Annotated in this window: 29 protein-coding genes; 15 read left to right on the plus strand and 14 right to left on the minus strand. The window is 62.5% G+C overall.

Annotated elements, in window-relative coordinates:
- Positions 1 to 47: 47 nt before the first annotated feature.
- Positions 48 to 554 carry a peptide deformylase gene (def, locus tag WF331_RS18535; RefSeq protein ID WP_016497369.1) on the minus strand — a complete coding sequence of 169 codons (507 nt, stop codon included), beginning with the start codon at positions 552 to 554 and terminating at the stop codon, positions 48 to 50.
- Between the two features lie 206 nt (positions 555 to 760).
- Between def and dprA the strand changes: the two genes are divergently transcribed.
- From dprA to WF331_RS18560, 5 genes are all read left to right on the plus strand, one after another.
- Complete coding sequence (gene dprA, locus WF331_RS18540) at positions 761 to 1858, plus strand: DNA-processing protein DprA (protein WP_340623193.1); 1098 nt, start codon at positions 761 to 763, stop codon at positions 1856 to 1858.
- A 42-nt stretch (positions 1859 to 1900) separates the two neighbouring features.
- Positions 1901 to 2458 (plus strand): L-threonylcarbamoyladenylate synthase, encoded by a 558-nt coding sequence (locus WF331_RS18545; RefSeq protein ID WP_011953122.1) that lies wholly within the window; start codon positions 1901 to 1903, stop codon positions 2456 to 2458.
- A gap of 446 nt (positions 2459 to 2904) precedes the next feature.
- Positions 2905 to 3234 (plus strand): hypothetical protein, encoded by a 330-nt coding sequence (locus tag WF331_RS18550; protein WP_284363646.1) that lies wholly within the window; start codon positions 2905 to 2907, stop codon positions 3232 to 3234.
- Positions 3235 to 3501: 267 nt separating this feature from the next.
- Entirely contained in the window at positions 3502 to 3786 is a 285-nt protein-coding gene (locus WF331_RS18555; RefSeq protein WP_019473739.1) for a type II toxin-antitoxin system Phd/YefM family antitoxin, read from the plus strand.
- Positions 3752 to 4060: a Txe/YoeB family addiction module toxin gene (locus WF331_RS18560; RefSeq protein WP_197899519.1), complete on the plus strand. Its 309-nt coding sequence runs from the start codon at positions 3752 to 3754 to the stop codon at positions 4058 to 4060. Before WF331_RS18555 ends, WF331_RS18560 begins: the two co-directional genes overlap by 35 nt.
- Before the next feature lie 156 nt (positions 4061 to 4216).
- On the opposite strand, the gene WF331_RS18565 is transcribed toward WF331_RS18560, so the two are convergent.
- Positions 4217 to 5194: an NADPH:quinone reductase gene (locus WF331_RS18565; protein WP_197899518.1), complete on the minus strand. Its 978-nt coding sequence runs from the start codon at positions 5192 to 5194 to the stop codon at positions 4217 to 4219.
- Positions 5195 to 5328: 134 nt separating this feature from the next.
- Between WF331_RS18565 and hemF the strand changes: the two genes are divergently transcribed.
- Together hemF and aroE are read left to right on the plus strand one after the other, a co-directional pair.
- Positions 5329 to 6240, plus strand: coding sequence for an oxygen-dependent coproporphyrinogen oxidase (hemF, locus tag WF331_RS18570; protein WP_019473737.1), 912 nt, complete (start codon positions 5329 to 5331; stop codon positions 6238 to 6240).
- Positions 6241 to 6265: 25 nt separating this feature from the next.
- Positions 6266 to 7090, plus strand: a complete 825-nt coding sequence (aroE, locus tag WF331_RS18575; protein WP_016497376.1) for a shikimate dehydrogenase — start codon at positions 6266 to 6268, stop codon at positions 7088 to 7090.
- Positions 7091 to 7229: 139 nt separating this feature from the next.
- Here the strand turns inward: aroE and WF331_RS18580 are convergent, their stop codons facing one another.
- The 3 genes from WF331_RS18580 to betC all read right to left on the minus strand — a co-directional run bounded on the left by WF331_RS18580 (position 7230) and on the right by betC (position 11378).
- The gene (locus WF331_RS18580) at positions 7230 to 8795 is read right to left on the minus strand and encodes a SulP family inorganic anion transporter (protein ID WP_016497377.1); all 1566 of its coding nucleotides are present in this window, start codon (positions 8793 to 8795) and stop codon (positions 7230 to 7232) included.
- A gap of 127 nt (positions 8796 to 8922) precedes the next feature.
- Positions 8923 to 9846 (minus strand): choline ABC transporter substrate-binding protein, encoded by a 924-nt coding sequence (gene choX, locus WF331_RS18585; protein WP_284363634.1) that lies wholly within the window; start codon positions 9844 to 9846, stop codon positions 8923 to 8925.
- 14 nt (positions 9847 to 9860) lie between these two features.
- On the minus strand, positions 9861 to 11378 hold the full coding sequence (betC, locus tag WF331_RS18590; protein ID WP_340623194.1) for a choline-sulfatase: 1518 nt from the start codon (positions 11376 to 11378) through the stop codon (positions 9861 to 9863).
- A gap of 108 nt (positions 11379 to 11486) precedes the next feature.
- Here betC and WF331_RS18595 point away from each other — a divergent pair, with 108 nt between their 5' ends.
- Positions 11487 to 12386 (plus strand): choline sulfate utilization transcriptional regulator, encoded by a 900-nt coding sequence (locus tag WF331_RS18595; protein ID WP_340623195.1) that lies wholly within the window; start codon positions 11487 to 11489, stop codon positions 12384 to 12386.
- A 71-nt stretch (positions 12387 to 12457) separates the two neighbouring features.
- On the opposite strand, the gene WF331_RS18600 is transcribed toward WF331_RS18595, so the two are convergent.
- Complete coding sequence (locus WF331_RS18600) at positions 12458 to 13012, minus strand: NAD(P)-dependent oxidoreductase (protein WP_016497381.1); 555 nt, start codon at positions 13010 to 13012, stop codon at positions 12458 to 12460.
- 52 nt (positions 13013 to 13064) lie between these two features.
- On the opposite strand from WF331_RS18600, the gene WF331_RS18605 reads away from it, so the two are divergent.
- Positions 13065 to 13397 (plus strand): DOPA 4,5-dioxygenase family protein, encoded by a 333-nt coding sequence (locus tag WF331_RS18605; protein ID WP_016497382.1) that lies wholly within the window; start codon positions 13065 to 13067, stop codon positions 13395 to 13397.
- Positions 13398 to 13515: 118 nt separating this feature from the next.
- Here WF331_RS18605 and trpA read toward each other — a convergent pair whose 3' ends face one another.
- Together trpA and trpB are read right to left on the minus strand one after the other, a co-directional pair.
- Entirely contained in the window at positions 13516 to 14325 is an 810-nt protein-coding gene (trpA, locus tag WF331_RS18610) for a tryptophan synthase subunit alpha (RefSeq protein WP_340623196.1), read from the minus strand.
- Positions 14322 to 15539, minus strand: coding sequence for a tryptophan synthase subunit beta (trpB, locus tag WF331_RS18615; RefSeq protein ID WP_016497384.1), 1218 nt, complete (start codon positions 15537 to 15539; stop codon positions 14322 to 14324). The genes trpA and trpB overlap by 4 nt, the downstream gene beginning before the upstream one ends.
- 110 nt (positions 15540 to 15649) lie before the next feature.
- Between trpB and WF331_RS18620 the strand changes: the two genes are divergently transcribed.
- Positions 15650 to 16546 carry a LysR family transcriptional regulator gene (locus WF331_RS18620; RefSeq protein WP_016497385.1) on the plus strand — a complete coding sequence of 299 codons (897 nt, stop codon included), beginning with the start codon at positions 15650 to 15652 and terminating at the stop codon, positions 16544 to 16546.
- Here the strand turns inward: WF331_RS18620 and WF331_RS18625 are convergent.
- Positions 16543 to 16866, minus strand: a complete 324-nt coding sequence (locus WF331_RS18625) for a DUF883 family protein (RefSeq protein WP_016497386.1) — start codon at positions 16864 to 16866, stop codon at positions 16543 to 16545. The genes WF331_RS18620 and WF331_RS18625 overlap by 4 nt on opposite strands.
- Before the next feature lie 149 nt (positions 16867 to 17015).
- Here WF331_RS18625 and WF331_RS18630 point away from each other — a divergent pair, with 149 nt between their 5' ends.
- Both WF331_RS18630 and WF331_RS18635 read left to right on the plus strand, forming a co-directional pair.
- The gene (locus WF331_RS18630) at positions 17016 to 17231 is read left to right on the plus strand and encodes a dodecin (RefSeq protein ID WP_016497387.1); all 216 of its coding nucleotides are present in this window, start codon (positions 17016 to 17018) and stop codon (positions 17229 to 17231) included.
- Positions 17232 to 17332: 101 nt separating this feature from the next.
- Positions 17333 to 17554 carry a DUF1161 domain-containing protein gene (locus WF331_RS18635; RefSeq protein WP_016497388.1) on the plus strand — a complete coding sequence of 74 codons (222 nt, stop codon included), beginning with the start codon at positions 17333 to 17335 and terminating at the stop codon, positions 17552 to 17554.
- A gap of 98 nt (positions 17555 to 17652) precedes the next feature.
- On the opposite strand, the gene WF331_RS18640 is transcribed toward WF331_RS18635, so the two are convergent.
- Complete coding sequence (locus tag WF331_RS18640; RefSeq protein WP_340623197.1) at positions 17653 to 18657, minus strand: LLM class flavin-dependent oxidoreductase; 1005 nt, start codon at positions 18655 to 18657, stop codon at positions 17653 to 17655.
- 154 nt (positions 18658 to 18811) lie between these two features.
- Between WF331_RS18640 and WF331_RS18645 the strand changes: the two genes are divergently transcribed.
- Together WF331_RS18645 and WF331_RS18650 are read left to right on the plus strand one after the other, a co-directional pair.
- Complete coding sequence (locus WF331_RS18645; protein ID WP_019470354.1) at positions 18812 to 19237, plus strand: OsmC family protein; 426 nt, start codon at positions 18812 to 18814, stop codon at positions 19235 to 19237.
- A gap of 73 nt (positions 19238 to 19310) precedes the next feature.
- Positions 19311 to 19544 carry a DUF1161 domain-containing protein gene (locus WF331_RS18650; RefSeq protein WP_016497391.1) on the plus strand — a complete coding sequence of 78 codons (234 nt, stop codon included), beginning with the start codon at positions 19311 to 19313 and terminating at the stop codon, positions 19542 to 19544.
- A gap of 109 nt (positions 19545 to 19653) precedes the next feature.
- Here the strand turns inward: WF331_RS18650 and WF331_RS18655 are convergent, their stop codons facing one another.
- Positions 19654 to 20067 (minus strand): PA0061/PA0062 family lipoprotein, encoded by a 414-nt coding sequence (locus tag WF331_RS18655; RefSeq protein WP_016484244.1) that lies wholly within the window; start codon positions 20065 to 20067, stop codon positions 19654 to 19656.
- A 55-nt stretch (positions 20068 to 20122) separates the two neighbouring features.
- The gene (locus tag WF331_RS18660) at positions 20123 to 20536 is read right to left on the minus strand and encodes a PA0061/PA0062 family lipoprotein (protein ID WP_016497392.1); all 414 of its coding nucleotides are present in this window, start codon (positions 20534 to 20536) and stop codon (positions 20123 to 20125) included.
- Positions 20537 to 20621: 85 nt separating this feature from the next.
- Between WF331_RS18660 and WF331_RS18665 the strand changes: the two genes are divergently transcribed.
- Complete coding sequence (locus WF331_RS18665) at positions 20622 to 21695, plus strand: aminopeptidase (RefSeq protein ID WP_114941833.1); 1074 nt, start codon at positions 20622 to 20624, stop codon at positions 21693 to 21695.
- A 132-nt stretch (positions 21696 to 21827) separates the two neighbouring features.
- On the opposite strand, the gene WF331_RS18670 is transcribed toward WF331_RS18665, so the two are convergent.
- Together WF331_RS18670 and WF331_RS18675 are read right to left on the minus strand one after the other, a co-directional pair.
- Entirely contained in the window at positions 21828 to 22478 is a 651-nt protein-coding gene (locus WF331_RS18670) for an HAD family hydrolase (RefSeq protein ID WP_016497394.1), read from the minus strand.
- A 59-nt stretch (positions 22479 to 22537) separates the two neighbouring features.
- Positions 22538 to 23086 carry a gamma carbonic anhydrase family protein gene (locus WF331_RS18675; protein WP_016497395.1) on the minus strand — a complete coding sequence of 183 codons (549 nt, stop codon included), beginning with the start codon at positions 23084 to 23086 and terminating at the stop codon, positions 22538 to 22540.
- Positions 23087 to 23092 lie beyond the last annotated feature (6 nt).

Genomic DNA, 23092 nt, shown 5'->3' on the forward strand with positions numbered 1-23092 from the left:
CAAAATAGAAAAAGGCTTGCCGGAGCAAGCCTTCTGGAAGGTAGGGATCAGGCTTGCTGGCGGTGCTGCTTTTCCAGCTTCTTCTTGATCCGGTCGCGCTTGAGCTGCGACAGGTAGTCAACGAACAGTTTGCCGTTGAGGTGATCGAATTCGTGCTGCACGCACACCGCCAGCAGGCCTTCGCATTCCAGCTCGTAAGGCTTGCCGTCGCGGTCCTGGGCCTTGACCCGTACACGCAGCGGGCGGTCTACGTTCTCGTAGAAGCCGGGCACCGACAGGCAGCCTTCCTGGTACTGGCCCATGTCGTGGGTCAGTTCTTCGACCGTGGGGTTGATGAAGACGCGCGGCTCGCTGCGGTCTTCGCTGAGGTCCATGACCACGACCTGCAGGTGCACGTTGACCTGGGTGGCGGCCAGGCCGATACCAGGGGCTTCGTACATGGTTTCAAACATGTCGTCGATCAGCTGACGCAGGGCGTCGTCGAACTCCGTCACCGGTTTGGCGATAGTGCGCAGGCGCGGGTCCGGGAATTCGAGAATGTTCAAGATGGCCATAAGGTCAGGCAGTCACTGTGCGTTCGGTTGAAAACTGAGCACACATAATAAAGGGAAACGGGGATTTCGGCACCTGGCAAGCTCGTCTAGGGTGTCTATGGGCTTGATAGCCCCCAGCCAATGGACAGGTTTTCAAAGTGTTACTCACAGAGTTATCCACAGGTTGTGCCACGTAGATGGCCCTGTTTCGATCAAGGACGATCCCCATGCCCAGTTACCATTCGTCGCTCTGCCCGCCTGCCGAACTGGAGGCGCGATTACGCCTGCATCGCTTGCCCGAGACAGGATTGCGACGTTTTCGCACCTTGCTGGATGCGTTCGGCAGCGCCTCTAGTGCGCTTAGCGCTCCCGGTTCGGCCTGGCGAGCGTTGGGCATCCCCCAAGCCACCATCGATGCCCGGCGCAGTGCCGAGGTACGCGAGGGCGCGCTCGCCGCAATGGCCTGGTTAGAGCGCCCCGGCCAGCATTTGCTGATGTGGGACGGCCCTGGCTACCCAGCGTTGCTGGCAGAAATCGACGATGCCCCGCCGCTGCTTTTCGTTGCCGGCGACCGGGCCTTGCTCGACCGCCCTCAGTTGGCGATTGTGGGCAGCAGACGTGCCACACCCCCGGCGCTCGACACCGCCCGGGCATTTTCCCGCTACCTTGCGCAGGCTGGTTTCACCGTTACCAGCGGGCTTGCGGTGGGTGTCGACGGTGCCGCTCATCGGGCCGCGTTGCAGGCCGGTGGGTGCACGATTGCCGTGCTCGGTACGGGGCTGCAAAAACTTTATCCACAGCGCCATCAAGAGCTTGCGCAGGCGATGATCGACAACGGCAGTGCGCTGGTTTCCGAGTATCCGCTGGACGCCGGGCCACTGCCCGGCAACTTCCCGCGGCGCAACCGCATCATCAGCGGCTTGTCGCTGGGCGTGCTGGGGGTCGAGGCCAGCTTGGCCAGTGGCTCGCTTATCACTGCGCGCCTGGCGGCCGAGCAAGGCCGCGAGGTGTATGCCATTCCGGGTTCCATTCACCACCCGGGGGCCAAGGGCTGCCACCAGCTGATCCGTGATGGGGCGCTGCTGGTGGAAAGTGTGGAGCAGATCCTGGAAAGCCTGAAGGGTTGGCAGAACCTGCCGCCTGCAGTTGTGGACAGGTTCGACCATCCCCTGCTTGCCCTGCTGCATGCAGCGCCTCAAACCAGCGAAAGCCTCGCACACTGCAGCGAGCTGCCGCTGGCCGAAGTGTTGGCGCAGCTGACCGAGCTGGAGCTGGAAGGCCGGGTAAGCAATGAAGCCGGGCGTTGGTTTGCCCGCGCGGGCTAAGTACACTGCGCACAAGCAAGGTATTCAGGCGGAGAAACAGCAATGGTGAGCAGTTTTCGTGTGCAACAAGCCGCACGTGAGATCCGGGCGGGCGCAGTAATCGCCTACCCGACGGAAGCGGTCTGGGGCCTGGGCTGCGACCCATGGAACGAGGACGCGGTGTATCGTCTGCTGGCGCTGAAATCGCGGCCTGTGGATAAAGGGCTGATCCTGATCGCTGACAACATCCGCCAGTTCGACTTCCTGTTCGAGGACTTCCCCGAAGACTGGATCGACCGCATGGGCAGCACCTGGCCGGGGCCGAATACCTGGCTGGTGCCACACCAGGACCTGCTGCCCGAGTGGGTAACGGGGCAGCATGACACCGTGGCGCTGCGGGTCAGTGACCACCCGGTGGTGCGTGAACTGTGCGCGCTGGTGGGGCCGCTGATTTCCACCTCGTGCAACCCCGGCGGTCGCCCGGCGGCGAAGACCCGGTTGCGGGTGGAGCAGTACTTCCACGGCCAGCTGGACCTAGTGCTTGGGGGGGCGCTGGGGGGGCGGAAGAACCCGAGTGTGATTCGCAACCTGGCAACCGGCGAGGTTGTGCGCCCGGGCTGATACCGCTGGCGAGGGCTTCGCCCTCGATCGCCGGCAAGCCAGCTCCCACAGGTACTGCACATGGCTTGAAGCCGGTGCGGTCGGTGTGGGAGCTGGCTTGCCGGCGATTGGGCCGCAAAGCGGCCCCAGAACCCCGCAGATTTTTCTGATTTTGCCAAAATGGCTGTCCAGCTTGCGGCTTGGGAAATATCCTACGAGCCGCGTCCTCTGCCATCACCTTCTCAGTGGGAACCTCTGCCCTTAGGCTTAAACCGTCGCCGAATAACTTGGCGATCGGGTGTGGTAACCCGGATGTGCGAATTCTGAATGGCAGCCATGGCGGCTGTGCGCGGGAGGCTTTCGAGCCTGCCGGGTTTGGGATTCGTCCGGTTTACCACCCCGCGTGCAGCTGCCACCCATTTCGTGTGGTAACGGATTGAGCGGCCGCCCTGATCAGGTGAATTCCCATGAGCAAGAAAATAGTCCCCGATCCACCCCTTCCATGCACCTCCACCCGCCCCTTCGGCCGCTGCGACGCCGGCCATGACCCGCTCTTCACCGTCAACCCGAACATTTCCGCCGAGGACGCTCTGGTCCACATAGCCCTGTACCTGCGCAGCGCCTACGAAACCGGCTACAAAGCCCTGGACTACATGCGCGAAGAGGGCCGTGGCATGTTCTGGTCGAACCTGCATGCGATTGAGATGGCAGAGGGTGTGATTGAGGCGATACTCGATGGCATCGAGTCGACCCCTCCATCCACAAGCGGTTCACCCCAAAACAGCGTCGTACCTTAATTCGATGCGATTACTGTGGGAGTAGGCAGGCCTGCTCTCGCAGCGATTTCCTACAAGCTCTGGCGAAGGCAAACACCTGCCCACCAGAAGACATCCAATTTATGCTTTGCATCCTCAAGGTTCCCGACCATGGGATGTTGAAGTTTGTACCTAGGCTTGTACAATGTTTGAGTTGGTAGGAAGCCACCAAGCCTAGCGCCCATTCAGCAGTGCTGAGTGGGTCGAGAAAAACCTGATCCGGGCCCTGCCTGGGAAGGATTTGAAGAAATGCATGTACTGACTTTTAGCCAGGCTCGCGCCGACCTGAAGCAGACGATGGATGATGTATGTCGGGATCACGAACCTGCGATCATTACACGCCAGCGTGGTGAGCCGGTGGTCATGATCTCGCTTGAAGACTACAACGGCATGCAAGAGACCATGTACCTGTTGGGTTCTTCAGCCAATGCCAAGCGCTTGCGCGCATCCATTGATCAGCTGCGGTCGGGTGAAGCGGCTACCCATGAGCTGCCCATAGATGAACATGAAGTCAAAACAACGCAACAAGACTGAGGCTCGCAATTCTGTAAGCGTTGCGTTCACTTCAGAGGGTTGGGAAGACTACTGCCATTGGAAGGATGCTGACTCTGATGTATTCGCGACGATCAACACACTGATCAGGGAGTGCCTACGTACTCCGTTCAAAGGTAGTGGCAAGCCCGAGCCGCTCAAGGGCGACCTGTCAGGATTCTGGTCTCGCCGTATTACTCGCGAGCATCGGTTGGTATACCTTTTCGAAGGTGGTCAGATGACGATCTTGCAGTGCCGATACCACTACGACGATTAATCAAGGCGAAGCAATCCATATGGGATTGCGCCGTAATCCAGGTCGACTCAATACACTGTGGGAGCGGGTTTACCCGCGAACACCGGCAGAGCCGGTGCCATCCACCGCGGTGGCTGCTTCGCGGGCATGCCCGCTCCCACAGGGAACGTGTGTGGCTCAGGGGATTAGTACAGTCGACCCCACAGTCCGCCGCGCCGACAGCTCCGCCTGTGCCTTGGCCGCCTCGCTCAATGGATACCGCTGCTGGATATCCACAACCAGCTTGCCACTCGCAATCATCGCAAACAGGTCATCGGCCATGGCCTGGGTGTTCTCGGCATTATTGGCATAAGTCGCCAACGTCGGCCGGGTGACGTACAACGAGCCCTTCTGCGCCAGGATCCCCAGGTTCACCCCGCTCACTGCGCCCGAGGCATTGCCAAAGCTCACCATCAACCCGCGTGGCTGCAGGCAGTCCAGCGAGGTGAGCCAGGTATCGGCGCCCACGCCGTCATACACCACCGGGCATTTCTTGCCGTCGGTCAGTTCCAGTACCCGCTTGGCCACATCTTCGTGGCTGTAGTCGATGGTTTCCCATGCCCCCAGCGCCTTGGCCCGCTCGGCCTTCTCGGCAGAACTCACGGTGCCGATCAGCTTGGCGCCCAGGGCCTTGGCCCACTGGCAGGCCAGCGAACCGACGCCACCCGCTGCGGCGTGGAACAGGATCACATCGCCCGCCTTCACTTCATAGGTCTGCTTCAACAGGTACTGAACGGTCAAACCCTTGAGCATCACCGCTGCCGCCTGCTCGAAGCTGATGTTGTCGGGCAGCTTGACCAGGTTGGCCTCCGGCAGCGTATGCACCTCGCTGTACGCACCCAGCGGGCCACCGGCATGGGCCACGCGGTCACCCACCTTCAGGCGGGTCACACCCTCGCCCACAGCCTCGACCACGCCGGCCGCCTCGGTACCCAGGCCAGAAGGCAGGGACGGCGGGGCATACAGCCCGCTGCGAAAGTACGTGTCGATGAAGTTCAGGCCGATGGCGTGGTTACGCACGCGCACCTGCTGCGGCCCGGGCGGGGTGGGTTCGAATTCCACAAACTGCAGCACTTCCGGGCCGCCATGCTGGCTGAACTGGATACGCTTGGCCATCTCGCACTCCTGTAGTCGGGATCGGGAAAAGGCCTTCTATCGGACGCCTTTGCTTGATCGCCGTCAACTGCGGCGCGCGCGCTGGCGGTGGTATGCTACGCGCGAATTCTTCCCTGCCCGTTCCTGGTGACCCGATGACTAGCCGCACCGAGGCCGTGAAAGCCTACCTGCTCGACCTGCAAGACCGCATCTGCTCTGCCCTCGAAACCGAAGACGGCGGCGCCCGTTTCGTCGAGGATGCCTGGGTGCGCGAAGCCGGTGGCGGGGGCCGCACACGGGTGATCGGCGACGGCAAGGTGATCGAGAAAGGCGGGGTCAACTTCTCCCATGTGTTTGGTGCCGGCCTGCCTCCCTCGGCCAGCGCCCACCGCCCTGAACTGGCGGGCCGTGGCTTCGAGGCCCTGGGGGTGTCGCTGGTGATCCACCCGCACAACCCGCATGTGCCCACTTCCCACGCCAATGTCCGGTTCTTCATCGCCGAAAAGGAAGGTGAAGAGGCCGTATGGTGGTTCGGCGGCGGTTTCGACCTGACGCCGTACTATGGCAACGAAGAAGACTGCATCCACTGGCACCGCGTGGCCGAACAGGCCTGCGCACCGTTCGGCGCCGACGTGTATCCGCGTTACAAGGCCTGGTGCGACCGCTACTTCCACCTCAAGCACCGTGGCGAGCCACGCGGCATCGGCGGCCTGTTCTTCGACGACCTGAACGAGTGGGACTTCGACACCTGCTTCGCTTTTATCCGCGCCATCGGCGATGCCTTCGTCAACGCCTACCTGCCGATCGTCCAGCGCCGCAAGGACACGCCCTACACCCCGCAGCAGCGCGAGTTCCAGGAATACCGCCGCGGCCGCTACGTGGAGTTCAACCTGGTCTACGACCGTGGCACCCTGTTCGGCCTGCAGTCCGGTGGCCGCACCGAGTCCATCCTCATGTCGCTGCCACCTCAGGTGCGTTGGGGTTACGACTGGAAGGCCGCACCCGGCAGCGAAGAAGCGCGCCTGACCGAGTACTTCTTGCAGGACCGCGACTGGCTTGGCCAGTAAGCTTGTGGATAAACAAGGAGCCGTCATGGACCAGTACGTCGTTTTTGGTAACCCCATCGGCCACAGCAAGTCGCCGCTGATCCACCGCCTGTTCGCCGAGCAGACCGGCCAGGACCTGGAATACGCCACCCTGCTGGCGCCGCTGGACGAGTTCAGCGATTGCGCGCGCGGCTTCTTCAAGCAAGGCAGCGGCGGCAACGTCACCGTGCCGTTCAAGGAAGAGGCCTACCGCCTGTGCGACAGCCTGACCCCGCGTGCCCAGCGCGCTGGCGCAGTGAACACGCTGAGCAAGCTGGCTGATGGCACCCTGCAGGGCGACAACACCGATGGCGCGGGGCTGGTGCGCGACCTGACAGTGAATGCCGGGGTCGAACTGGCTGGCAAACGCATTCTCATCCTCGGTGCCGGTGGCGCCGTGCGTGGCGTGCTGGAGCCTATTCTGGCGCACAAACCGCAGTCGCTTGTGGTTGCCAACCGCACTGTGGAAAAAGCCGAGCAGCTGGCGCGAGAGTTCGATGAGCTGGGGCCGGTGGTGGCCAGCGGGTTTGCCTGGTTGCAGGAGCCGGTGGATGTGATCATCAACGCCACTTCGGCGAGCCTGGCCGGGGAGATGCCGCCGATTGCCGACAGCCTGGTCGAGGCGGGGCGCACGGTTTGCTACGACATGATGTATGGCAAGGAGCCGACGCCGTTTTGCCAGTGGGCTACCAAGCTGGGGGCTGCCAAGGTACTGGATGGGCTGGGGATGCTGGCTGAACAGGCGGCTGAGGCCTTCTTTATCTGGCGTGGGGTGCGGCCTGATACCGCGCCAGTGTTGGCTGAGCTGCGCCGGCAGCTGGCTCGGGGCTGAAATTGTCGGGGCCGCTTTGCGGCCCATTCGCGGCACAAGGCCGCTCCTACAACGCCCGCGCTATCCGGGCTAACGCGATCCCCTGTAGGAGCGGCCTTGTGCCGCGAGTGGGCTGCGCAGCAGCCCCAGAATCTCAGCCTCACTCCTCAAACCGGATCGGGCACAACTCCACCCCTTCCAGCTTCTGCAACTCTTCGATCACTTGGGGCCTGGCCCGGTGCAGTGTCAAGCTCCCGCCCAAGCGCCGCAAGCGCCGCGCCTCACGGTGCAACATATCCACACCCGAGTAATCGATAAAATTCACCTGCCGCGCGTCGATCACCACATGTGGCCCCTGGCAGCGCTGCAAGCGCACCTGCAGGTAATGCGCAGCCCCAAAGAATATTGACCCGCCCACCCGTAACACATCCGCGTCTCCTTCACGGCTTTGCTGCACCCGTGGCCGGGAAGTGCGCTTCAAGTAGAAAAACAGTGACGCCAGCACCCCGGCATAGATGGCCGTCTGCAGCTCCAGCAACAACGTCGCCGCCGCCGTCAGTGTCATGACCAGAAACTCCGAGCGGCTGACCCTGAACAGCGCGCGAATCCCCCGATGGTCCACCAACCCCCAGCAGATCAGCAAAATGCTGCCGGCCATGGCCGGGATCGGCAGGTGCGCGATCAGGCCGGCGCCGGTAACGGCAAACAGCGCCACCCACAGAGCCGAGAACACCCCGGCCATCGGTGAACGGGCGCCCGCCTCGTAGCTCAGGCCCGAGCGGGTGAAGGAACCGGCGGACAGGTAGCCGGAGAAAAATGCACCGGCAATGTTCGACAGGCCCTGTGCGCGTATTTCCTGGTCCGGGTCGATCAGTTGTTCTGAACGTGCCGATAACGAGCGGGCAATCGACAGGCTGGTGACCAACCCCAGCATGCCTACCGCAACGGCGCTGGGCAGCAGACGCAACATGAGCTCCACGTCTAGCAAAGGCAGCGGGCTGAAAGGCGGGAGTTGCCCGGTGAACGCTGCCACCCGCGGCACATGGCCAAATAAGCCCGGCAACAGCCAGGCCAGCAAGCTGACCAGCATCAGGCTTATCAACAGGCTCGGCCAGCGCGGGCGCCAGAGCTTGAAGGCCACGCCGATCACTACGGTGGCCAGGCCCAACAGCAAGGAAGGCAGGTCGACCTCCCCTGCATGGCTGGCCAGGTCCTGTACGGTTTTCAGTGCCGTAGCCTGGCTGGGCAGGTCCATGCCCAGCAGGTTGGGCAATTGGCCCAGGGCAATGACGATAGCGGCGCCCAGGGTGAAACCGAGTACTACCGAGTGGGAGACGAAGTTGACCAGCGCGCCAAAGCGCAAAAGCCCGAGCAGCAGCTGGAAGATGCCGCCGAGGAAGGTCAGCAGCAGCACCAGGGTGATGTAATCGGCACTGCCGGCCACGGCCAGCGGGCTGATGCTGGCGTAGAGCACGATGGAGATGGCAGCGGTGGGGCCGCAGATCAGGTGCCAGGACGAACCCCACAGGCAGGCGATCAGCACCGGGACGATGGCGGCGTACAGGCCATATTCGGCAGGCAAGCCGGCGATCAGGGCGTAGGCGATGGATTGTGGCAGGGCGAGGATGGCACCGCTCAGGCCCACCAGCAGGTCCTGGCGCAGGCTGCGGCCCGATTGGCGCGGGAGCCAGGTGAGGAAGGGCAGCAGGTGAATGATGCGATGCATGAGATATTCACATTTCCAAAGGTCCACTGTCCCCTGTGGGAGCGGGTTTACCCGCGAATGCGTCGGTACATGCAATGCAGCATTCGCGGGTGAACCCGCTCCCACAGGGGGCGCGTCGTGTCTGAAACTACAGTTTGGCTTTGACGGCCTCCAGGGCATTGCCATCCGCCTTGGTAGTCACCCCAGCCAACCACCCTTCCAGCACCTCTGGATACGTTTTCACCCAAGCCCTGGCAGCGTCATCGAAGCTGATCTTCTTATCCACAACCTCGGCCATGATGGCGTTTTCCATGTCCAGGGTAAATTTCAGGTTACCCAACAGCTTCGCCGCATTCGGGCAGGCTTGTGGATAACCCTTTCGGGTCAGCGTGTACACCTCGCCCTTGCTGCCGAACCACTTTTCCCCGCCAGTCAGGTAATGCATTTTCAGCTTCACGTTCATCGGGTGCGGGGTCCAGCCAAGGAAGGTGATGAACTGCTGTTTCTTCACCGCCCGGTCGACCTGGGCCAGCATCGCCTGCTCGCTGGACTCCACCAGTTTCCACTGGCCGAGGTTGAATTCATTCTTGTCGATGATTGCCTTCAGCGACAGGTTGGCCGGTGCACCGGAGCCGATACCGTACAGCTTCTTGTCGAACTGGTCGGCATGCTCCTGCAGGTCGGCAAAGTCCTTCACCCCGGCATTCCACACGTAGTCGGGCACCGCCAGGGTGAACTCGGTTCCTTCCAGGTTACGTGACAGTTGCTGCACATCGCCGTTGGCGATGAACTTGTCATGGAAGCCTTGCTGCGCCGGCATCCAGTTGCCCAGGAAGACATCGACGCGGCCGTCCTTCAAGCCGCCGTAGATGATCGGCACGGCCAGGCTGTCGATCTTCACCTTGTAGCCCAGGCTTTCCAGTAACAGACGGGCCACGGCATTGGTCGAGGCGATATCGCTCCAGCCGGGGTCGGCCATTTTTACGGTACTGCATTGCGCGTCGCTGTCGGCGGCGTGGGCCGTGGCGGTGCCCAGGGCCAGGGCGAACACGGCGGCGGAGAACTTGTGCATGGCGGCCTCTCTTTTCAATCCAGGGGTGCGGGCTGTGGATAACGTGCCTTGCGCTCGAGGTCGTCGAGATCGATGTGGTTGCGCATGTACTGTTGGCTGGCGTCCACCAGCGGTTGGTGGTCCCAGCTTTTCAGCGTGCCGATGGCCAGCGCCTCCGCCACCAGGCGGCGGCGCCGCTGGCTGGCGAGTACCTGCTGGCGCAGGCTGGGGATATCCCAACGCTGTCGTGCTTCATCGGCAAATGCCTGCAGCAGCGCCTGGTGGTCCGGGCTGCCGGCGAGGTTCTCCCGCTCGTGCGGGTCGCGGCTCAGGTCATAGAGTAGCCATGGGTCGTCTTCGCTGTACACGAACTTGTAAGGCCCACGGCGGATCATCATCAGCGGGCCGACGGTGCCTTCGGCCATGTATTCGCCGATCACTTCATCGTGGCCGCCCTGCCCTTGCAGGTGGCCAAGCAGCGAGCGGCCGTCCAGGTGCAGGTTGTTATCCACAGTGCCGCCAGCCAGTTCTACCAAGGTTGGCAGCAGGTCGCAGGTCGATACCGAGGCACTGACCCGAGCCGCTGCATAGTGCTTGGGCGCATGGATCAGCAGCGGTACCCGCGCCGACATCTCGAACCAGTGCATCTTGTACCAGAGGCCACGCTCGCCAAGCATGTCGCCGTGGTCACCGGAGAACACGATCAGGGTGTCGTCGGCCAGGTTGCACTCTTCCAGGGTTTGCAGCAGCTGGCCGATGTTGTCGTCGATGTAGCTGCAGGCGCCGAAGTAAGCGCGGCGGGCGTCGTGGATCTTGTCCACAGGCAGCGGTTTGTTCCACAGGTCGTAGACCTTGAGCAGGCGTTGCGAGTGGGGGTCGAGTTCTGCCTGGTTGAACTCGGCGCGGGGCATGGGGATATCCACACCTTCGTAGCGGTCCCAATAGCGCTTGGGGATGGTGTACGGGTCGTGCGGGTGAGTCATCGAAACGGTCAGGCAGAATGGCCGGCCATCGTTCTCGCGCACATGGTCGTACAGGTACTGGCGCGCCTTGAACACCACTTCCTCGTCGAAATCCAGCTGGTTGGTACGTATGCATGGGCCGGCCTGCAGTACCGAAGACATGTTGTGATACCAGCTCGGGCGCACGTCCGGTTCGTCCCAGTTCACCGCCCAGCCGTAGTCGGCCGGGTAGATGTCGCTGGTCAGGCGCTCTTCGTAGCCGTGCAGCTGGTCCGGGCCGCAGAAGTGCATCTTGCCGGACAGCGCGGTGCGGTAGCCCAGGCGGCGCAGGTAGTGGGCATAGGTCGGCACATCAGCGGGGAAATCGGCGGCATTGTCGTAAGCGCCGATGCGGCTGGGCAACTGGCCGCTGACCAGGGTGAAGCGTGACGGCGCGCACAGCGGGCTGTTGCAGTAGGCCGAGTCGAACACCACCGCCTGCTCGGCCAGGCGGCTCAGGTGCGGCATCTGGATGGGCGAAGGGGCGTAGATCGGCAGCAAGGGTGCGGCCATCTGGTCGGCCATGATGAACAGGATATTCGGGCGCGTCATGGTGGCTTCCATCGTTGAGGGTTATGCGATTCACTTGCCTTTCAAGATGCGACTGCGGATAACATGGGTAAAGCCCATGGCGGGCAATGACTGGGATTAGCTGAGCTTATGTTTGAGCACCTTGCCGAGCTGTCGCTGGATACCTTGCGCGTTTTCGAAGCTGCGGCACGCCTGCGGGGGTTTACTGCGGCGGCGCTGGAGCTGGGCACGACACAGCCGGCAGTGAGCCAACAGGTGAAACGCCTGGAAGCCCAGCTGGGCACGCGCCTGTTTGACCGTATTTATCGCGGCATCGAGCTCACCGAGGCCGGCCAGCTGTTGTTTGAACAGGTACATCAGGGCCTGCAAGCCATGGATGACGGCATTTCCCAGGCCAGCGGGCGTGGCCAGCGAGAAGTGCTCCAGGTGGCCACCGACTTTGCCTTTGCGGCCTTCTGGCTGATGCCAAGGCTGCAACGCTTTCACGAGGCTTATCCACAGGTGGATGTGAGCCTGGTGACCGGTGAACGCAGCCAGGGGATGTTGCGCCCGGACATCGATGTGGCGGTGCTGTTTGGCGATGGGCGCTTTCACCAGGGTGAAAGCCGCTGGCTGTTCGATGAAGAAGTTTTCCCGGTGTGCAGCCCCCGCCTGACGGATGGGAAACCCTTGTCAGCCGTGGCTTTGCAACGTTTGCCTTTGCTGCATTTGAAGGGCGAGCAGGCCAGCCGCTGGTTTGACTGGGCGGGGGTTTTCCGCGGGTTTGGCGTGGCCAGCCCACCGCCTGCGGGGCAATTGCGGTTCGACAACTATACGTTGCTGATTCAGGCAGCGATTGCAGGGCAAGGGGTGGCAATTGGTTGGCGGCACCTGGTGGATGGGTTGGTGGAGCAAGGGTTGCTGAGCCGGCCGCTGGCGGGGAGTTTGCGCTCGCAGCGCGGGTATTACGCGGTGCTGCCGCCGCGCAAGCGGCGTGGGGCGCTGATCGAGCGGTTTGTGGGGTGGCTTGAGGATGAGCGCAGCCTTTGAGATTTTGGGGCCGCTTTGCGGCCCATCGCGGCACAAGGCCGCTCCTACAGGGGACCGCATCAGCCGGCGACCTAGACCACGAAGTTCAGATGCTCGCCCCGGTGCAGGTCCAGTTCCAGCATATCCGCCATCCCCGCCGCCACACGTGCCCACCCCTCATCGGGCAAAGCCTGCGGCGTATTGATCAAGGTCCAGTGCAAAGCACTGCGCTGCAACCCATCAACCACATGGTCCACACATTCCCGCTCCACCTCGCTGTACTTGGCCGGCTCATCCAGCACAGCGAAATCGCCCACCAGCAACAGCCGGCGTATAGTCGTACGCTCAAGCCCCGCCACCAGCGCCTCGCTCAGCCGTGCTTGCCCCGGCAAGTCACCTGGCGCCAGCGCCGACAACAGGGCGATTACCGCCGAGCCGCCTGCCGCGCCCTGCTCTGCCTGGTCGGCATCGTCCAGCCCGCCTATCTTGAAGTGCAGGCCCGGGCGGGCGGTGTGGCGGTTCAGGTCATCGACCACGGCGGTGACTTCGTGCTGGCGCGACAGCAGCTCGGCCATCAGGGCATTGCCCAGGCTGCTTTCAGGCCCGAACAAGACCAGTTTGAACACTGGAGTTTCGGCGTTTTTCACTGCATCACTCCCTTTGCAGGTGGTGATGGTTGGACCGCAATCAGGAGTTATCGTGCAGAGGATCAAGGGTTACCACGCCCACGTTTATTACGACGCAGCGACCATGGAGCAGGCCCGTGAACTGTGCGAGGAGGCGGCGCGGCTGTTTCCCGTGACGATGGGGCGCATGCATCAGAAGCCGGTTGGGCCACACCCGGACTGGAGTTGCCAGCTGGCGTTCGGGCCTGAAGTGGTAGGGGTGGTTTTGCCTTGGTTGGCGCTGTACCGCAAGGGCCTGGTGGTATTCATGCACCCGGAAACCGGGGATGAACTGGCGGACCACCGGGATCATGCGATCTGGATGGGGGCCGTGCGGCCATTGAAACTGTCGATTTTTGGTGGGTAATTCTATTGCCTGTGATGGCCTCTTCGCGGGCTTGCCCGCTCCCACAGGTTCTCCACAGTTTTCAGCATCTGTGTAATCCCTGTGGGAGCGGGCAAGCCCGCGAAGCAGGCGACGCGGTTTAGCGGCGGGCGCCGCGCACGCCTTCAGCCAGTGCCGAGCACAGGCTCAATACATCACTCACCGCCTGGTCGGCACTTTTAGCCTGGGCGATCTTGTCGACCAGCGCCGAGCCCACCACCACACCATCCGCCAGGCGGGCAATGTTCGCAGCCTGCTCCGGGGTACGAATGCCAAAACCGACGCTGATAGGCAGGTCGGTATGCCGGCGCAGGCGGGCAATGGCTTCGGTCACGTGCTCGGTGGTCGCCGAGCCGGCACCGGTCACACCGGCCACCGACACGTAGTACACAAACCCGGAGCTGCGCTCCAGCACGCGCGGCAGGCGCGCATCGTCGGTGGTCGGGGTGGTCAGGCGGATGAAGTCGATGCCTGCAGCCTGCGCCGGGCTGGCCAGTTCGGCGTCATGCTCTGGCGGCAGGTCGACGATGATCAGGCCATCGACACCTGCTTCCTTGGCTTCAGCCACGAACGCGTCCACGCCAAAGCGGTGGATCGGGTTGTAGTAGCCCATCAGCACGATTGGCGTAGTGTGGTTATCCACACGGAATTCGCGAACCATCTGCAGGGTCTTGGCCAAGGTCTGGCCAGCTTCCAGGGCGCGCAGGGTGGCCAACTGAATGGCCACGCCATCGGCCATCGGGTCGGTGAACGGCATGCCCAGTTCGATCACGTCGGCACCGGCTGCCGGCAGCCCCTTGAGGATCTGCAGCGAGGCGTCGTAGCCCGGGTCGCCTGCGGTGACGAAGGTGACCAGTGCCGAACGGCCTTCGGCCTTCAGTTCGGCGAAGCGTTGTTCAAGACGGCTCATGCCTGTTTCTCCTGGGCGGCCATGTGGTTCATGACGGTTTGCATGTCTTTGTCGCCGCGGCCCGACAGGCACACGACCATCAGGTGGTCCTTGGGCAGCTTCGGTGCGCGCTTGATCGCTTCGGCCAGGGCGTGGGAGCTTTCCAGCGCCGGGATGATGCCTTCCAGACGGCAGCTGGCGTGGAACGCATCCAGCGCTTCGTCATCGGTAATGCTGACGTACTCGACGCGCTTCACTTCGTGCAGGTAGGCGTGCTCCGGGCCGATGCCCGGGTAGTCCAGGCCTGCGGAAATCGAGTGGGCGTCGGTGATCTGGCCGTCTGCATCTTGCAGCAGGTAGGTGCGGTTGCCGTGCAGTACGCCCGGTACCCCGCCGTTCAGGCTGGCAGCGTGCTTGTCGGTGTGCACGCCGTGGCCACCGGCTTCGACGCCGATGATCTGTACGCTTGGCTCTTCGAGAAACTCATGGAACAGGCCCATGGCGTTGGAACCACCACCGACGCAGGCAACCAGGCTGTCTGGCAGGCGGCCTTCCTTCTCTTGCAGCTGAGCGCGGGTTTCCTTGCCGATGATCGACTGGAAGTCGCGGACCATGGCCGGGTACGGGTGTGGGCCAGCGACAGTGCCGATCAGGTAGAAGGTGTCTTCGACGTTGGTGACCCAGTCGCGCAGGGCTTCGTTCATGGCGTCTTTCAGAGTGCCGGTACCGGCGGTAACCGGGACGATTTCGGCGCCCAGCAGCTTCATGCGGAACACGTTCGCCTGCTGGCGCTCGATGTCGGTGGCGCCCATGTAGATCACGCACGGCAGGCCGAAGCGGGCAGCGACGGTGGCGGTGGCGACGCCGTGCATGCCGGCGCCGGTTTCGGCGATCAGGCGCTTTTTGCCCATGCGCTTGGCCAGCAGCACCTGGCCGATGCAGTTGTTCACCTTGTGCGCGCCGGTGTGGTTGAGCTCTTCACGCTTGAAGAAGATCTTCGCACCGCCACAGTGCTCGGTCAGGCGCTCGGCGAAGTACAGCGGGTTGGGGCGGCCGATGTAGTCGCGCTGGAAGTAGGCCAGCTCTTCGAGGAACTTTGGGTCTGCCTTGGCCGCTTCGTATTCGCGGGCCAGGTCCAGCACCAGTGGCATCAGGGTTTCGGCCACGTAGCGGCCGCCGAACGAGCCGAACAGGCCATTGGCGTCGGGGCCGGGGCGGTATTGGGACTGGGTCATGGGGCGCTCCAGGGCGTAATGAATGAGTGATGGGCTTTACTCTAACCACGGCAAGCCCGGCTGAAAACCGATAAGATTGCGCAAACTTGTCAGAAAAACTCACAGGTAAAATGGCCCACGATCTCCCTCCCCTGAATGCCCTGCGCGCCTTCGAGGCTACCGCCAGGCTCAACAGCGTTAGCCAGGCGGCTGAAGCGCTGCATGTTACCCATGGCGCTGTCAGCCGGCAGATCAAGGTCCTTGAGGAGCACCTGGGGGTGGCGCTTTTCGTCAAGGACGGGCGTGGCATCAAACTCACAGATGCCGGTGTGCGTCTGCGCGATGCCAGCGGTGAGGCCTTCGACCGGTTGCGCAGCGTGTGTACAGAACTCAGCCGCGATGTCAGCGAGGCGCCGTTTGTGCTGGGCTGCTCGGGGAGCCTGCTAGCGCGTTGGTTTATCCCCAGGCTTGGTCGCCTGAAGGCGGATTTGCCTGAGTTGCGCCTGCACTTGTCCGCAGGTGAAGGTGACCTCGACCCCCGTCGTCCAGGGCTCGATGCATTGCTGGTATACGCTGAACCCCCATGGCCGGCGGACATGCAGGTGCATGTGCTGGCTGAGGAGCGTATCGGGCCGGTGCTTAGCCCGCATTTTGCCGGCTTCGATCGCTTGCGAGATGCGCCCGCCAAAGCCCTGCTGGAGGAGGCCCTGTTGCATACCACCTCGCGGCCACAAGCATGGCCGACATGGGCTGGGCAACAGGGATTGGACCCGGCCGGGTTGCAGTACGGCCAGGCGTTCGAGCATTTGTACTATTTGCTGGAGGCTGCGGTTGCAGGCCTTGGTGTGGCCATCGCGCCACAGCCGCTGGTGGCAGATGACTTGAGGGCCGGGCGCCTCAGCGCGCCGTGGGGCTTTTCACCTACCCGGGCAGCGCTGGCCTTGTGGGTGCCGCGGCGCGCCGCAGATGGGCGCGCCGAGCAGTTGGCGCAGTGGCTGCGCCGCGAATTGGAACGCCAGGCGGGTTAGTTGCGACGAGTCAGCAGATAGGCCGCCAGCAGGCCGAGGGCGCCAAGCGCCACGCCCGCTGTCGTAACCGGGTGCTCCTGTGCGTAATCACGGGTAGCAATACCGGTCTGGCGGGTGCGGGTCTTCACTTCCTCATAAGCATCGCTGAGCAGGCTGCGCGAGTGTTTCAGCGCGCTTTCGGCGTTGCTGCGGATTGCCTTCACCGACTTCTGGGACTCTTCCGAGGCGTCATGCTTGAGGTTTTCCAGGCTTTTCAGAAGGCTTTCGATCTCCGCTTCCATGCTTTCCAGGGATGTTTTACGCAGCGAGTTGCGGTGCATGTTGACTCTCCTTTGCAGTATGGGCTGTAAGGTTGCGACCCTTGGCCCGCGCGAAAGTGCGATCGAACTTTCACCTTGGCGGACGGCTCGCAGGTAAACCAGGCCTACCCTGCTAGGCTGAATTTCACCGTTATCCAAGGAGCGTGAACATGACTGACCATCACACCTACAAGAAGATCGAACTGGTGGGATCCTCGCCAACCAGCATCGAAGACGCGATCAACAATGCCTTGGCAGAAGCCGGCAAGAGCATCAAGCACCTGGAATGGTTTGAAGTGGTCGATACCCGTGGGCATATTGAAGGCAACAAGGCCGCGCATTTTCAGGTCACGCTGAAGGTGGGCTTTCGTATCGCCAATAGCTGAAACACTGCCGGGCTGGATGATCCCGGCCTAATGGGGTATTCAGGAGAGGGGCGCCTTGGCGGGCGCCCTTTCTGATTTCATCTGCACAAGGAAAGCGATCGATGAAAAAACTGATTCTGGCGCTGGGCCTGATGACACTGGCCGGTGGTGCGCTGGCGGCGGGCAAGCCGTGCGAAGAGCTGAAGGCAGAAATTGCCGCCAAGCTGGATGCCAAAGGGGTTACTGGCTACAAGCTGGAGGTCGTCAACAAGGGCGAGCCGGCCGGCAAGGTGATTGGTAGCTGCGAGGCGGGTACCAAAGAGATTGTGTACCGCCGCGGTTGATGCGTTTGCTTTTTCGCGGGCTCGCCCGCCCCCACAGGTAATACACAGGGTCAGGCACCCGTGCAGTCCTGTGGGAGCGGGCGAGCCCGCGAAAAAGGTCAGGCGGTCTTGAGGGCCTGCGCCAACAGCTCATAGGACCGGATCCGGTCCGCATGCTCATACAGGTCACAGGTAAAGATCAGCTCGTCCGCCCCGGTCTGCTCCAGCAGCACCTCCACCTTGGCCTTTACCTTCTGCGGGCTGCCGATCATCGCCAGGCCGAGGAAACTGCCTACCGTATCCCGCTCATGGGGCAACCACAGCCCATCCATGCTTTCTACCGGCGGCTTCTGCATCAGGCTCTGGCCGCGAATCAGCGCCAGGATGCGCTGGTACACCGAGGTTGCCAGGTATTCGGCCTTTTCGTCGGTTTCTGCCACCACCATGGGGATGCCCAGCATCACATACGGCTTGTCCAGCGTGGTCGAGGGCTTGAAATGATTGCGGTAAACGCGGATTGCCTCGTGCATGAAGCGCGGCGCAAAGTGTGAGGCAAAGGCATAGGGCATGCCGCGCATGCCCGCCAGCTGGGCGCTGAACAGGCTGGAACCGAGCAGCCACATCGGCACGTCAGTGTCGTGCCCCGGCACGGCGATCACTTTTTGATCATCGGTACGCGGGCCGAGGTAGCGCGACAGTTCCTCGACATCGTCCGGGAAGTCGTCCGGGCCGCCGGCACGGTCACGGCGCAGGGCGTAGGCGGTCATCTGGTCCGAGCCCGGCGCACGGCCCAGGCCCAGGTCGATACGCCCCGGGTAGAGGCTGGCCAGGGTGCCGAACTGCTCGGCGATCACCAGCGGCGCGTGGTTGGGCAGCATCACCCCGCCAGAGCCTACGCGAATGGTCGAGGTGCCACCGGCCAGGTAGCCGATCAGCACCGACGTCGCCGAACTGGCGATGCCGTCCATGTTGTGGTGCTCCGCCACCCAGAAGCGGTTGTAGCCAAAACGCTCGACGTGTTGCGCCAGGTCCAGCGAGTTGCGCAGCGATTGCGCCGGGCCTGCATCGGCGCGCACGGGCACCAGGTCGAGGGTGGATATTTTCAGGTCACGCAGCTGCGTCATGGGAGCCTCCGCAAAGGTGGTTGGCCAGAGGCCTTTGTAACTCTGTATGGGCATATTCGGGGGATTCAATGTTTGCTGTGCGATTGGTCTGAACTTGCCGTAAGTGGCGGGCCTCTGAATCCATAACCACGTAACCGAATGACCAGGAGGCAGTATGAAAAAGACAGCATCGGCGATCTGGCAAGGTGGCTTGAAGGATGGCAAGGGCCTGCTTTCTACCGAAAGCGGCGCGCTCAAGCAGAACCCGTATGGCTTCAACACCCGTTTCGAGGGCACGCCTGGAACCAACCCGGAGGAGCTGATTGGCGCCGCGCATGCCGGCTGTTTCTCGATGGCGTTGTCGATGATGCTCGGTGAAGCAGGGCTGACTGCGGACCGGATCGACACCGCTGCCGAGGTGACGCTCGACAAGCTGCCGGATGGTTTTGCCATTACGGCCGTGCATCTTGTGCTCCGGGCCAAGGTACCGGGCGCGAGCGAGGCGCAGTTCCTGGAGATTGCCAACAAGGCCAAGGAAGGGTGCCCGGTGTCCAAGGTGCTGAACGCAAAAATCAGCCTGGATGCAGCGCTGGTGGGCTGAAGCGGCGCAACGGAGGCGGTTTGCTGTAGTCTAAACAGCGTCGGCAGCACGCTGCCTTTTCAGGAGCCGTTCCATGATTCGCGTAGCAATCGCCGTGTTGGCTTCCCTGGTCGCCACATCCACGTTGGCGGCGGTCAAGCCGTGCGAGGAACTGAAAGCCGAGATCGAGGCCAAGATCCAGGCTCAGGGTGTGCCGTCCTACACCCTGGAGATCGTGCCCAACAGTGAGGTCAAGGACCAGAATATGGTCGTCGGCACTTGCGATGGCGGGACGAAGAAGATCATTTACCAGAAGAATGATCGGTAGATTCGGGGCCGCTTTGCGGCCCATCGCAGCACAAGGCTGCTCCTACAAACGTACGCGATCCCTGTAGGAGCAGCCTTGTGCTGCGAATGGGCTGCAAAGCAGCCCCAGCTCACGGAATGCAGAACACGTTACTAGGCTCGTTCACCAGCACCTTGCGGCTGGCGTCGTACAGCAGCACCTGCGGCTCCATCACCGGCGCGCGCGCTTCCAGGCGATAACGCTCGCCGGCCTTGAAGTCGTCAAAGCGCACGGTCAGGTAGCAGGTTCGGTCCCTGGGTTCGGACATGATGCCGCCCGAGTAGATTTCATAATCGAAGCGCACCACCAGTTCGTGCTTGCCGGGCGTTACCTGAAAGTAACGGCCGTCCTCCAGGCGCTTGCCATCGAGGCGGTCGGCCATGATCACGCGGCCGGGGGTCATGGTGTACAGATCAACCCAGGCCTGCTTGGGGTCGACGGGGGGCAAGGGGCTGGCGCAAGCCCCCAGTGCACTGAGGGCGATCAGCATCATGGGCTGGCGCATGGCAAAACTCCCACTCGCGATTTACAAGTAACAAGCATAGCGCCGTTTGTGCGCTTCAGGTGCGTTGGCAGCCTGCAGGCAAGCCTTGGCCGACCATTTTCTGCTGGTCGTCGTAGAGCTTGATCCAGGGGCGGAAGCCGATACTGCCAGCGTGCAGCTGATAGCGCTGCCCGGCGGCAAAGTCCTTGAAGCTCAGTTTGACCTGGCAGTCGCGCCACAAGGGCTCGTCGACCGGGCCGATATTGCTGGGTGTGACCGGGAACTGGTAGCGCACGGTCAGCTCGTGGCTGCCGGGCTGTACTTCGAAATAGCGGCTGTCGGCCCAGTCACGTTCATCGACCTGCACGGCGTCCAGCGAGGTGTTGTCGTAGGGGGTAAGGTCGATCCAGGCCTGATTCGGGTCCGGGGCTGGCAACGTGGAACAGGCGGATATCAGCAACAGTGAACCGGCGACCAACAATGCACGCATGGCGAAACTCCCCCTTGGCGAGATAGTCTTGGAGCGAATTTGGCCTTGAGCGAGTCATACAGCCCGGATGCTTCGACTTTTTTTTATGCAGCGCTCAGGCCCTGGGGCACTCGACCGCGTTTTCACCCGTTTGGTTCCCCTGCTGGGGGCGCTCCTGCTGAACGGTTGCAGCAGCGTGGCCTACTATGGGCAGCTGGCCGAGGGCCAATTGCAGCTGCTGCGTGCGCGACAGCCAGTCGCGCAGGTGCTTGCCGACCCCACCACGTCACCGCAGTTACGCTCGCGCCTGGCGCACGCTGAACAGGCGCGGGTGTTCGCCAGCCAGCAGTTGAAACTGCCGGATAACCGCAGCTACCGGGTTTATGCCGACATTGGCCGGCCTTATGTGGTGTGGAATGTGTTTGCCACGCCCGAACTGTCGTTGCAGCCGGTGACGCACTGTTTCCCGATTGCGGGGTGCGTGGCCTATCGCGGCTACTACCAGCAAGGTGCGGCACGCGGGGCGGCGGCATTGATGCGCCAGGACGGCCTGGATGTGTATCTGGGGGGCGTGGAGGCGTATTCGACCCTTGGCTGGTTCGACGACCCGATCCTGTCGTCAATGGTCGGTTGGGGCGACGAGCGCCTGGCCACGCTCATCTTCCATGAACTGGCTCACCAGCGCTTCTATGTGCAGGACGATACCGAGTTCAACGAATCGTTTGCCTCCTTTGTCGAGCAGGAAGGCACCCGGCAATGGCGTGCAGCGCGTGGGCTTGCCGCTGTTGGCGAGGAGCAGGGGCAGCAGCGTGACCAGTTCATCAGGCTGGTGCTGGCCAGCCGTGAGCGGTTGCAGGCGATTTATGGCGGGCCGCTGGACGATGCGCACAAGCGGCTGGCCAAGCAGGCCGAGTTTGAGCGTTTGAGGCGTGAGTACCGGCAGGTGCGTGATGGCCAGTGGGGCGGTGACAAGCGTTATGACGCCTGGATGTATGGGCCGATGAGTAATGCCAAGTTGTTGCCGTTCGGGCTGTATGACCAGTGGGTGCCGGCGTTTGCGGCGGTGTTTCGTGAGGTGGGTGGGGATTGGCTTCGGTTTTATCAGCGGGTCGAGCAGCTGGGGCGGTTGCCGATTGAAGAAAGGAAAGCGGCGCTGCAGCGTCTGGTGGTTAGCCTGTGACATCTTGGGGCCGCTGCGCGACCCATCGTCGGCAAGCCAACTCCCACAGGGACCGCGCAAGGTTTGAATTTGATGCAGGACCTGTAGGCGCTGGCTTGCCGGCGATGGGCTGCAAAGCAGCCCCTAGGGCACTCAAGCCTTGATGAATGCCTGATGCATCTCGGCCAAGGTCGCAAAGTGGTAGGCCGGCTCTTCTGCCATCAGTTCTTCCTGGCTACCAAACCCATACCCCACCGCCACTGCCTGCAAGCCATTGCTGCGCGCGCCGATCAGGTCATGCTTGCGGTCCCCGATCATCAGGGTTTGCGCCGGGTCCAGCCCTTCTTCATCCAGCAGATGGCGAATCAGCTCGACCTTGTTGGTGCGGGTGCCGTCCAGTTCGCTGCCGTAGATCACCTTGAAGTGTTGGTCGAAGGCGAAGTGCCGGGCGATTTCGCGGGCGAATTCCCACGGTTTGGAAGTGGCGATGTACAGCGTGCGGCCCTGCCCGTTCAGGGCTTCGAGCAACTCCGGCACGCCCTGGAACACCAGGTTTTCGTACAGGCCGGTGACGCGGAAACGCTCCCGGTAGAAGTTCACCGCCTCCCAGGCCTTGGCTTCGTCGAAGCTGTAGAACTGCATGAAGGCCTGTAGCAAAGGCGGGCCGATGAAATGTTCGAGGCGGGCCAGATCCGGCTCGTCGATGCCCAGTTTGGCCAAGGCATACTGGATCGAGCGGGTGATGCCCAGGCGGGGGTCGGTCAGGGTGCCGTCGAGGTCGAAGAGGATGTTTTGCTGTTGCATGTATAAGGTTCCACTTGAGTGCTGCGTTGCCTTCTTCGCGGGCAAGCCCGCGAATGCGGTCATTCCGGTTGGTCGTAGCCTTCGGCCAGGTGCTGGTCCTTGAGCTTTACGTAGTTGCCGGCGCTGTAGGAGAAGAACGCGCGCTCTTTGTCGTTCAGCAGCCTGGCCTGTTTCACCGGGCTGCCCATGTACAGGTAACCACTGACCAGGCGTTTGCCCGGCGGTACCAGGCTGCCGGCACCGATGATCACTTCGTCCTCGACGATGGCGCCATCCATGATGGTGCTGCCCATGCCGACCAGGATGCGGTTGCCCAAGGTGCAGCCATGCAGCATTACCTTGTGGCCGATGGTCACCTCGTCACCGATGATCAGCGGGAAACCGTCCGGGTTGAACGGGCCGGCGTGGGTGATGTGCAGCACACTGGCGTCCTGCACGCTGGTGCGTGCGCCGATGCGGATGCGGTGCATGTCGCCGCGTACCACGGTCATCGGCCAGATCGAGCTGTCTTCACCGATCTCCACGTCGCCCAGCACCACTGCCGAGCGGTCGACGAAGGCACGTAGCCCAACTTTCGGAGTGTGTTGCTGGAAGCTTCGGATGGCCATGATAGC

It is taken from the genome of Pseudomonas sp. YNh, assembly GCF_037993085.1.
Lineage (GTDB): Bacteria > Pseudomonadota > Gammaproteobacteria > Pseudomonadales > Pseudomonadaceae > Aquipseudomonas > Aquipseudomonas putida.

What these genes read in the sequence shown, in the direction of transcription:
- def (WP_016497369.1), bottom strand. Translation starts at nt 554, where the DNA reads ATGGCCATCTTGAACATTCTCGAATTCCCGGACCCGCGCCTGCGCACT.
- dprA (WP_340623193.1), top strand. Translation starts at nt 761, where the DNA reads ATGCCCAGTTACCATTCGTCGCTCTGCCCGCCTGCCGAACTGGAGGCG.
- WF331_RS18545 (WP_011953122.1), top strand. Translation starts at nt 1,901, where the DNA reads ATGGTGAGCAGTTTTCGTGTGCAACAAGCCGCACGTGAGATCCGGGCG.
- WF331_RS18550 (WP_284363646.1), top strand. Translation starts at nt 2,905, where the DNA reads ATGAGCAAGAAAATAGTCCCCGATCCACCCCTTCCATGCACCTCCACC.
- WF331_RS18555 (WP_019473739.1), top strand. Translation starts at nt 3,502, where the DNA reads ATGCATGTACTGACTTTTAGCCAGGCTCGCGCCGACCTGAAGCAGACG.
- WF331_RS18560 (WP_197899519.1), top strand. Translation starts at nt 3,752, where the DNA reads ATGAACATGAAGTCAAAACAACGCAACAAGACTGAGGCTCGCAATTCT.
- WF331_RS18565 (WP_197899518.1), bottom strand. Translation starts at nt 5,194, where the DNA reads ATGGCCAAGCGTATCCAGTTCAGCCAGCATGGCGGCCCGGAAGTGCTG.
- hemF (WP_019473737.1), top strand. Translation starts at nt 5,329, where the DNA reads ATGACTAGCCGCACCGAGGCCGTGAAAGCCTACCTGCTCGACCTGCAA.
- aroE (WP_016497376.1), top strand. Translation starts at nt 6,266, where the DNA reads ATGGACCAGTACGTCGTTTTTGGTAACCCCATCGGCCACAGCAAGTCG.
- WF331_RS18580 (WP_016497377.1), bottom strand. Translation starts at nt 8,795, where the DNA reads ATGCATCGCATCATTCACCTGCTGCCCTTCCTCACCTGGCTCCCGCGC.
- choX (WP_284363634.1), bottom strand. Translation starts at nt 9,846, where the DNA reads ATGCACAAGTTCTCCGCCGCCGTGTTCGCCCTGGCCCTGGGCACCGCC.
- betC (WP_340623194.1), bottom strand. Translation starts at nt 11,378, where the DNA reads ATGACGCGCCCGAATATCCTGTTCATCATGGCCGACCAGATGGCCGCA.
- WF331_RS18595 (WP_340623195.1), top strand. Translation starts at nt 11,487, where the DNA reads ATGTTTGAGCACCTTGCCGAGCTGTCGCTGGATACCTTGCGCGTTTTC.
- trpA (WP_340623196.1), bottom strand. Translation starts at nt 14,325, where the DNA reads ATGAGCCGTCTTGAACAACGCTTCGCCGAACTGAAGGCCGAAGGCCGT.
- trpB (WP_016497384.1), bottom strand. Translation starts at nt 15,539, where the DNA reads ATGACCCAGTCCCAATACCGCCCCGGCCCCGACGCCAATGGCCTGTTC.
- WF331_RS18620 (WP_016497385.1), top strand. Translation starts at nt 15,650, where the DNA reads ATGGCCCACGATCTCCCTCCCCTGAATGCCCTGCGCGCCTTCGAGGCT.
- WF331_RS18625 (WP_016497386.1), bottom strand. Translation starts at nt 16,866, where the DNA reads ATGCACCGCAACTCGCTGCGTAAAACATCCCTGGAAAGCATGGAAGCG.
- WF331_RS18630 (WP_016497387.1), top strand. Translation starts at nt 17,016, where the DNA reads ATGACTGACCATCACACCTACAAGAAGATCGAACTGGTGGGATCCTCG.
- WF331_RS18635 (WP_016497388.1), top strand. Translation starts at nt 17,333, where the DNA reads ATGAAAAAACTGATTCTGGCGCTGGGCCTGATGACACTGGCCGGTGGT.
- WF331_RS18640 (WP_340623197.1), bottom strand. Translation starts at nt 18,657, where the DNA reads ATGACGCAGCTGCGTGACCTGAAAATATCCACCCTCGACCTGGTGCCC.
- WF331_RS18645 (WP_019470354.1), top strand. Translation starts at nt 18,812, where the DNA reads ATGAAAAAGACAGCATCGGCGATCTGGCAAGGTGGCTTGAAGGATGGC.
- WF331_RS18650 (WP_016497391.1), top strand. Translation starts at nt 19,311, where the DNA reads ATGATTCGCGTAGCAATCGCCGTGTTGGCTTCCCTGGTCGCCACATCC.
- WF331_RS18655 (WP_016484244.1), bottom strand. Translation starts at nt 20,067, where the DNA reads ATGCGCCAGCCCATGATGCTGATCGCCCTCAGTGCACTGGGGGCTTGC.
- WF331_RS18660 (WP_016497392.1), bottom strand. Translation starts at nt 20,536, where the DNA reads ATGCGTGCATTGTTGGTCGCCGGTTCACTGTTGCTGATATCCGCCTGT.
- WF331_RS18665 (WP_114941833.1), top strand. Translation starts at nt 20,622, where the DNA reads ATGCAGCGCTCAGGCCCTGGGGCACTCGACCGCGTTTTCACCCGTTTG.
- WF331_RS18670 (WP_016497394.1), bottom strand. Translation starts at nt 22,478, where the DNA reads ATGCAACAGCAAAACATCCTCTTCGACCTCGACGGCACCCTGACCGAC.
- WF331_RS18675 (WP_016497395.1), bottom strand. Translation starts at nt 23,086, where the DNA reads ATGGCCATCCGAAGCTTCCAGCAACACACTCCGAAAGTTGGGCTACGT.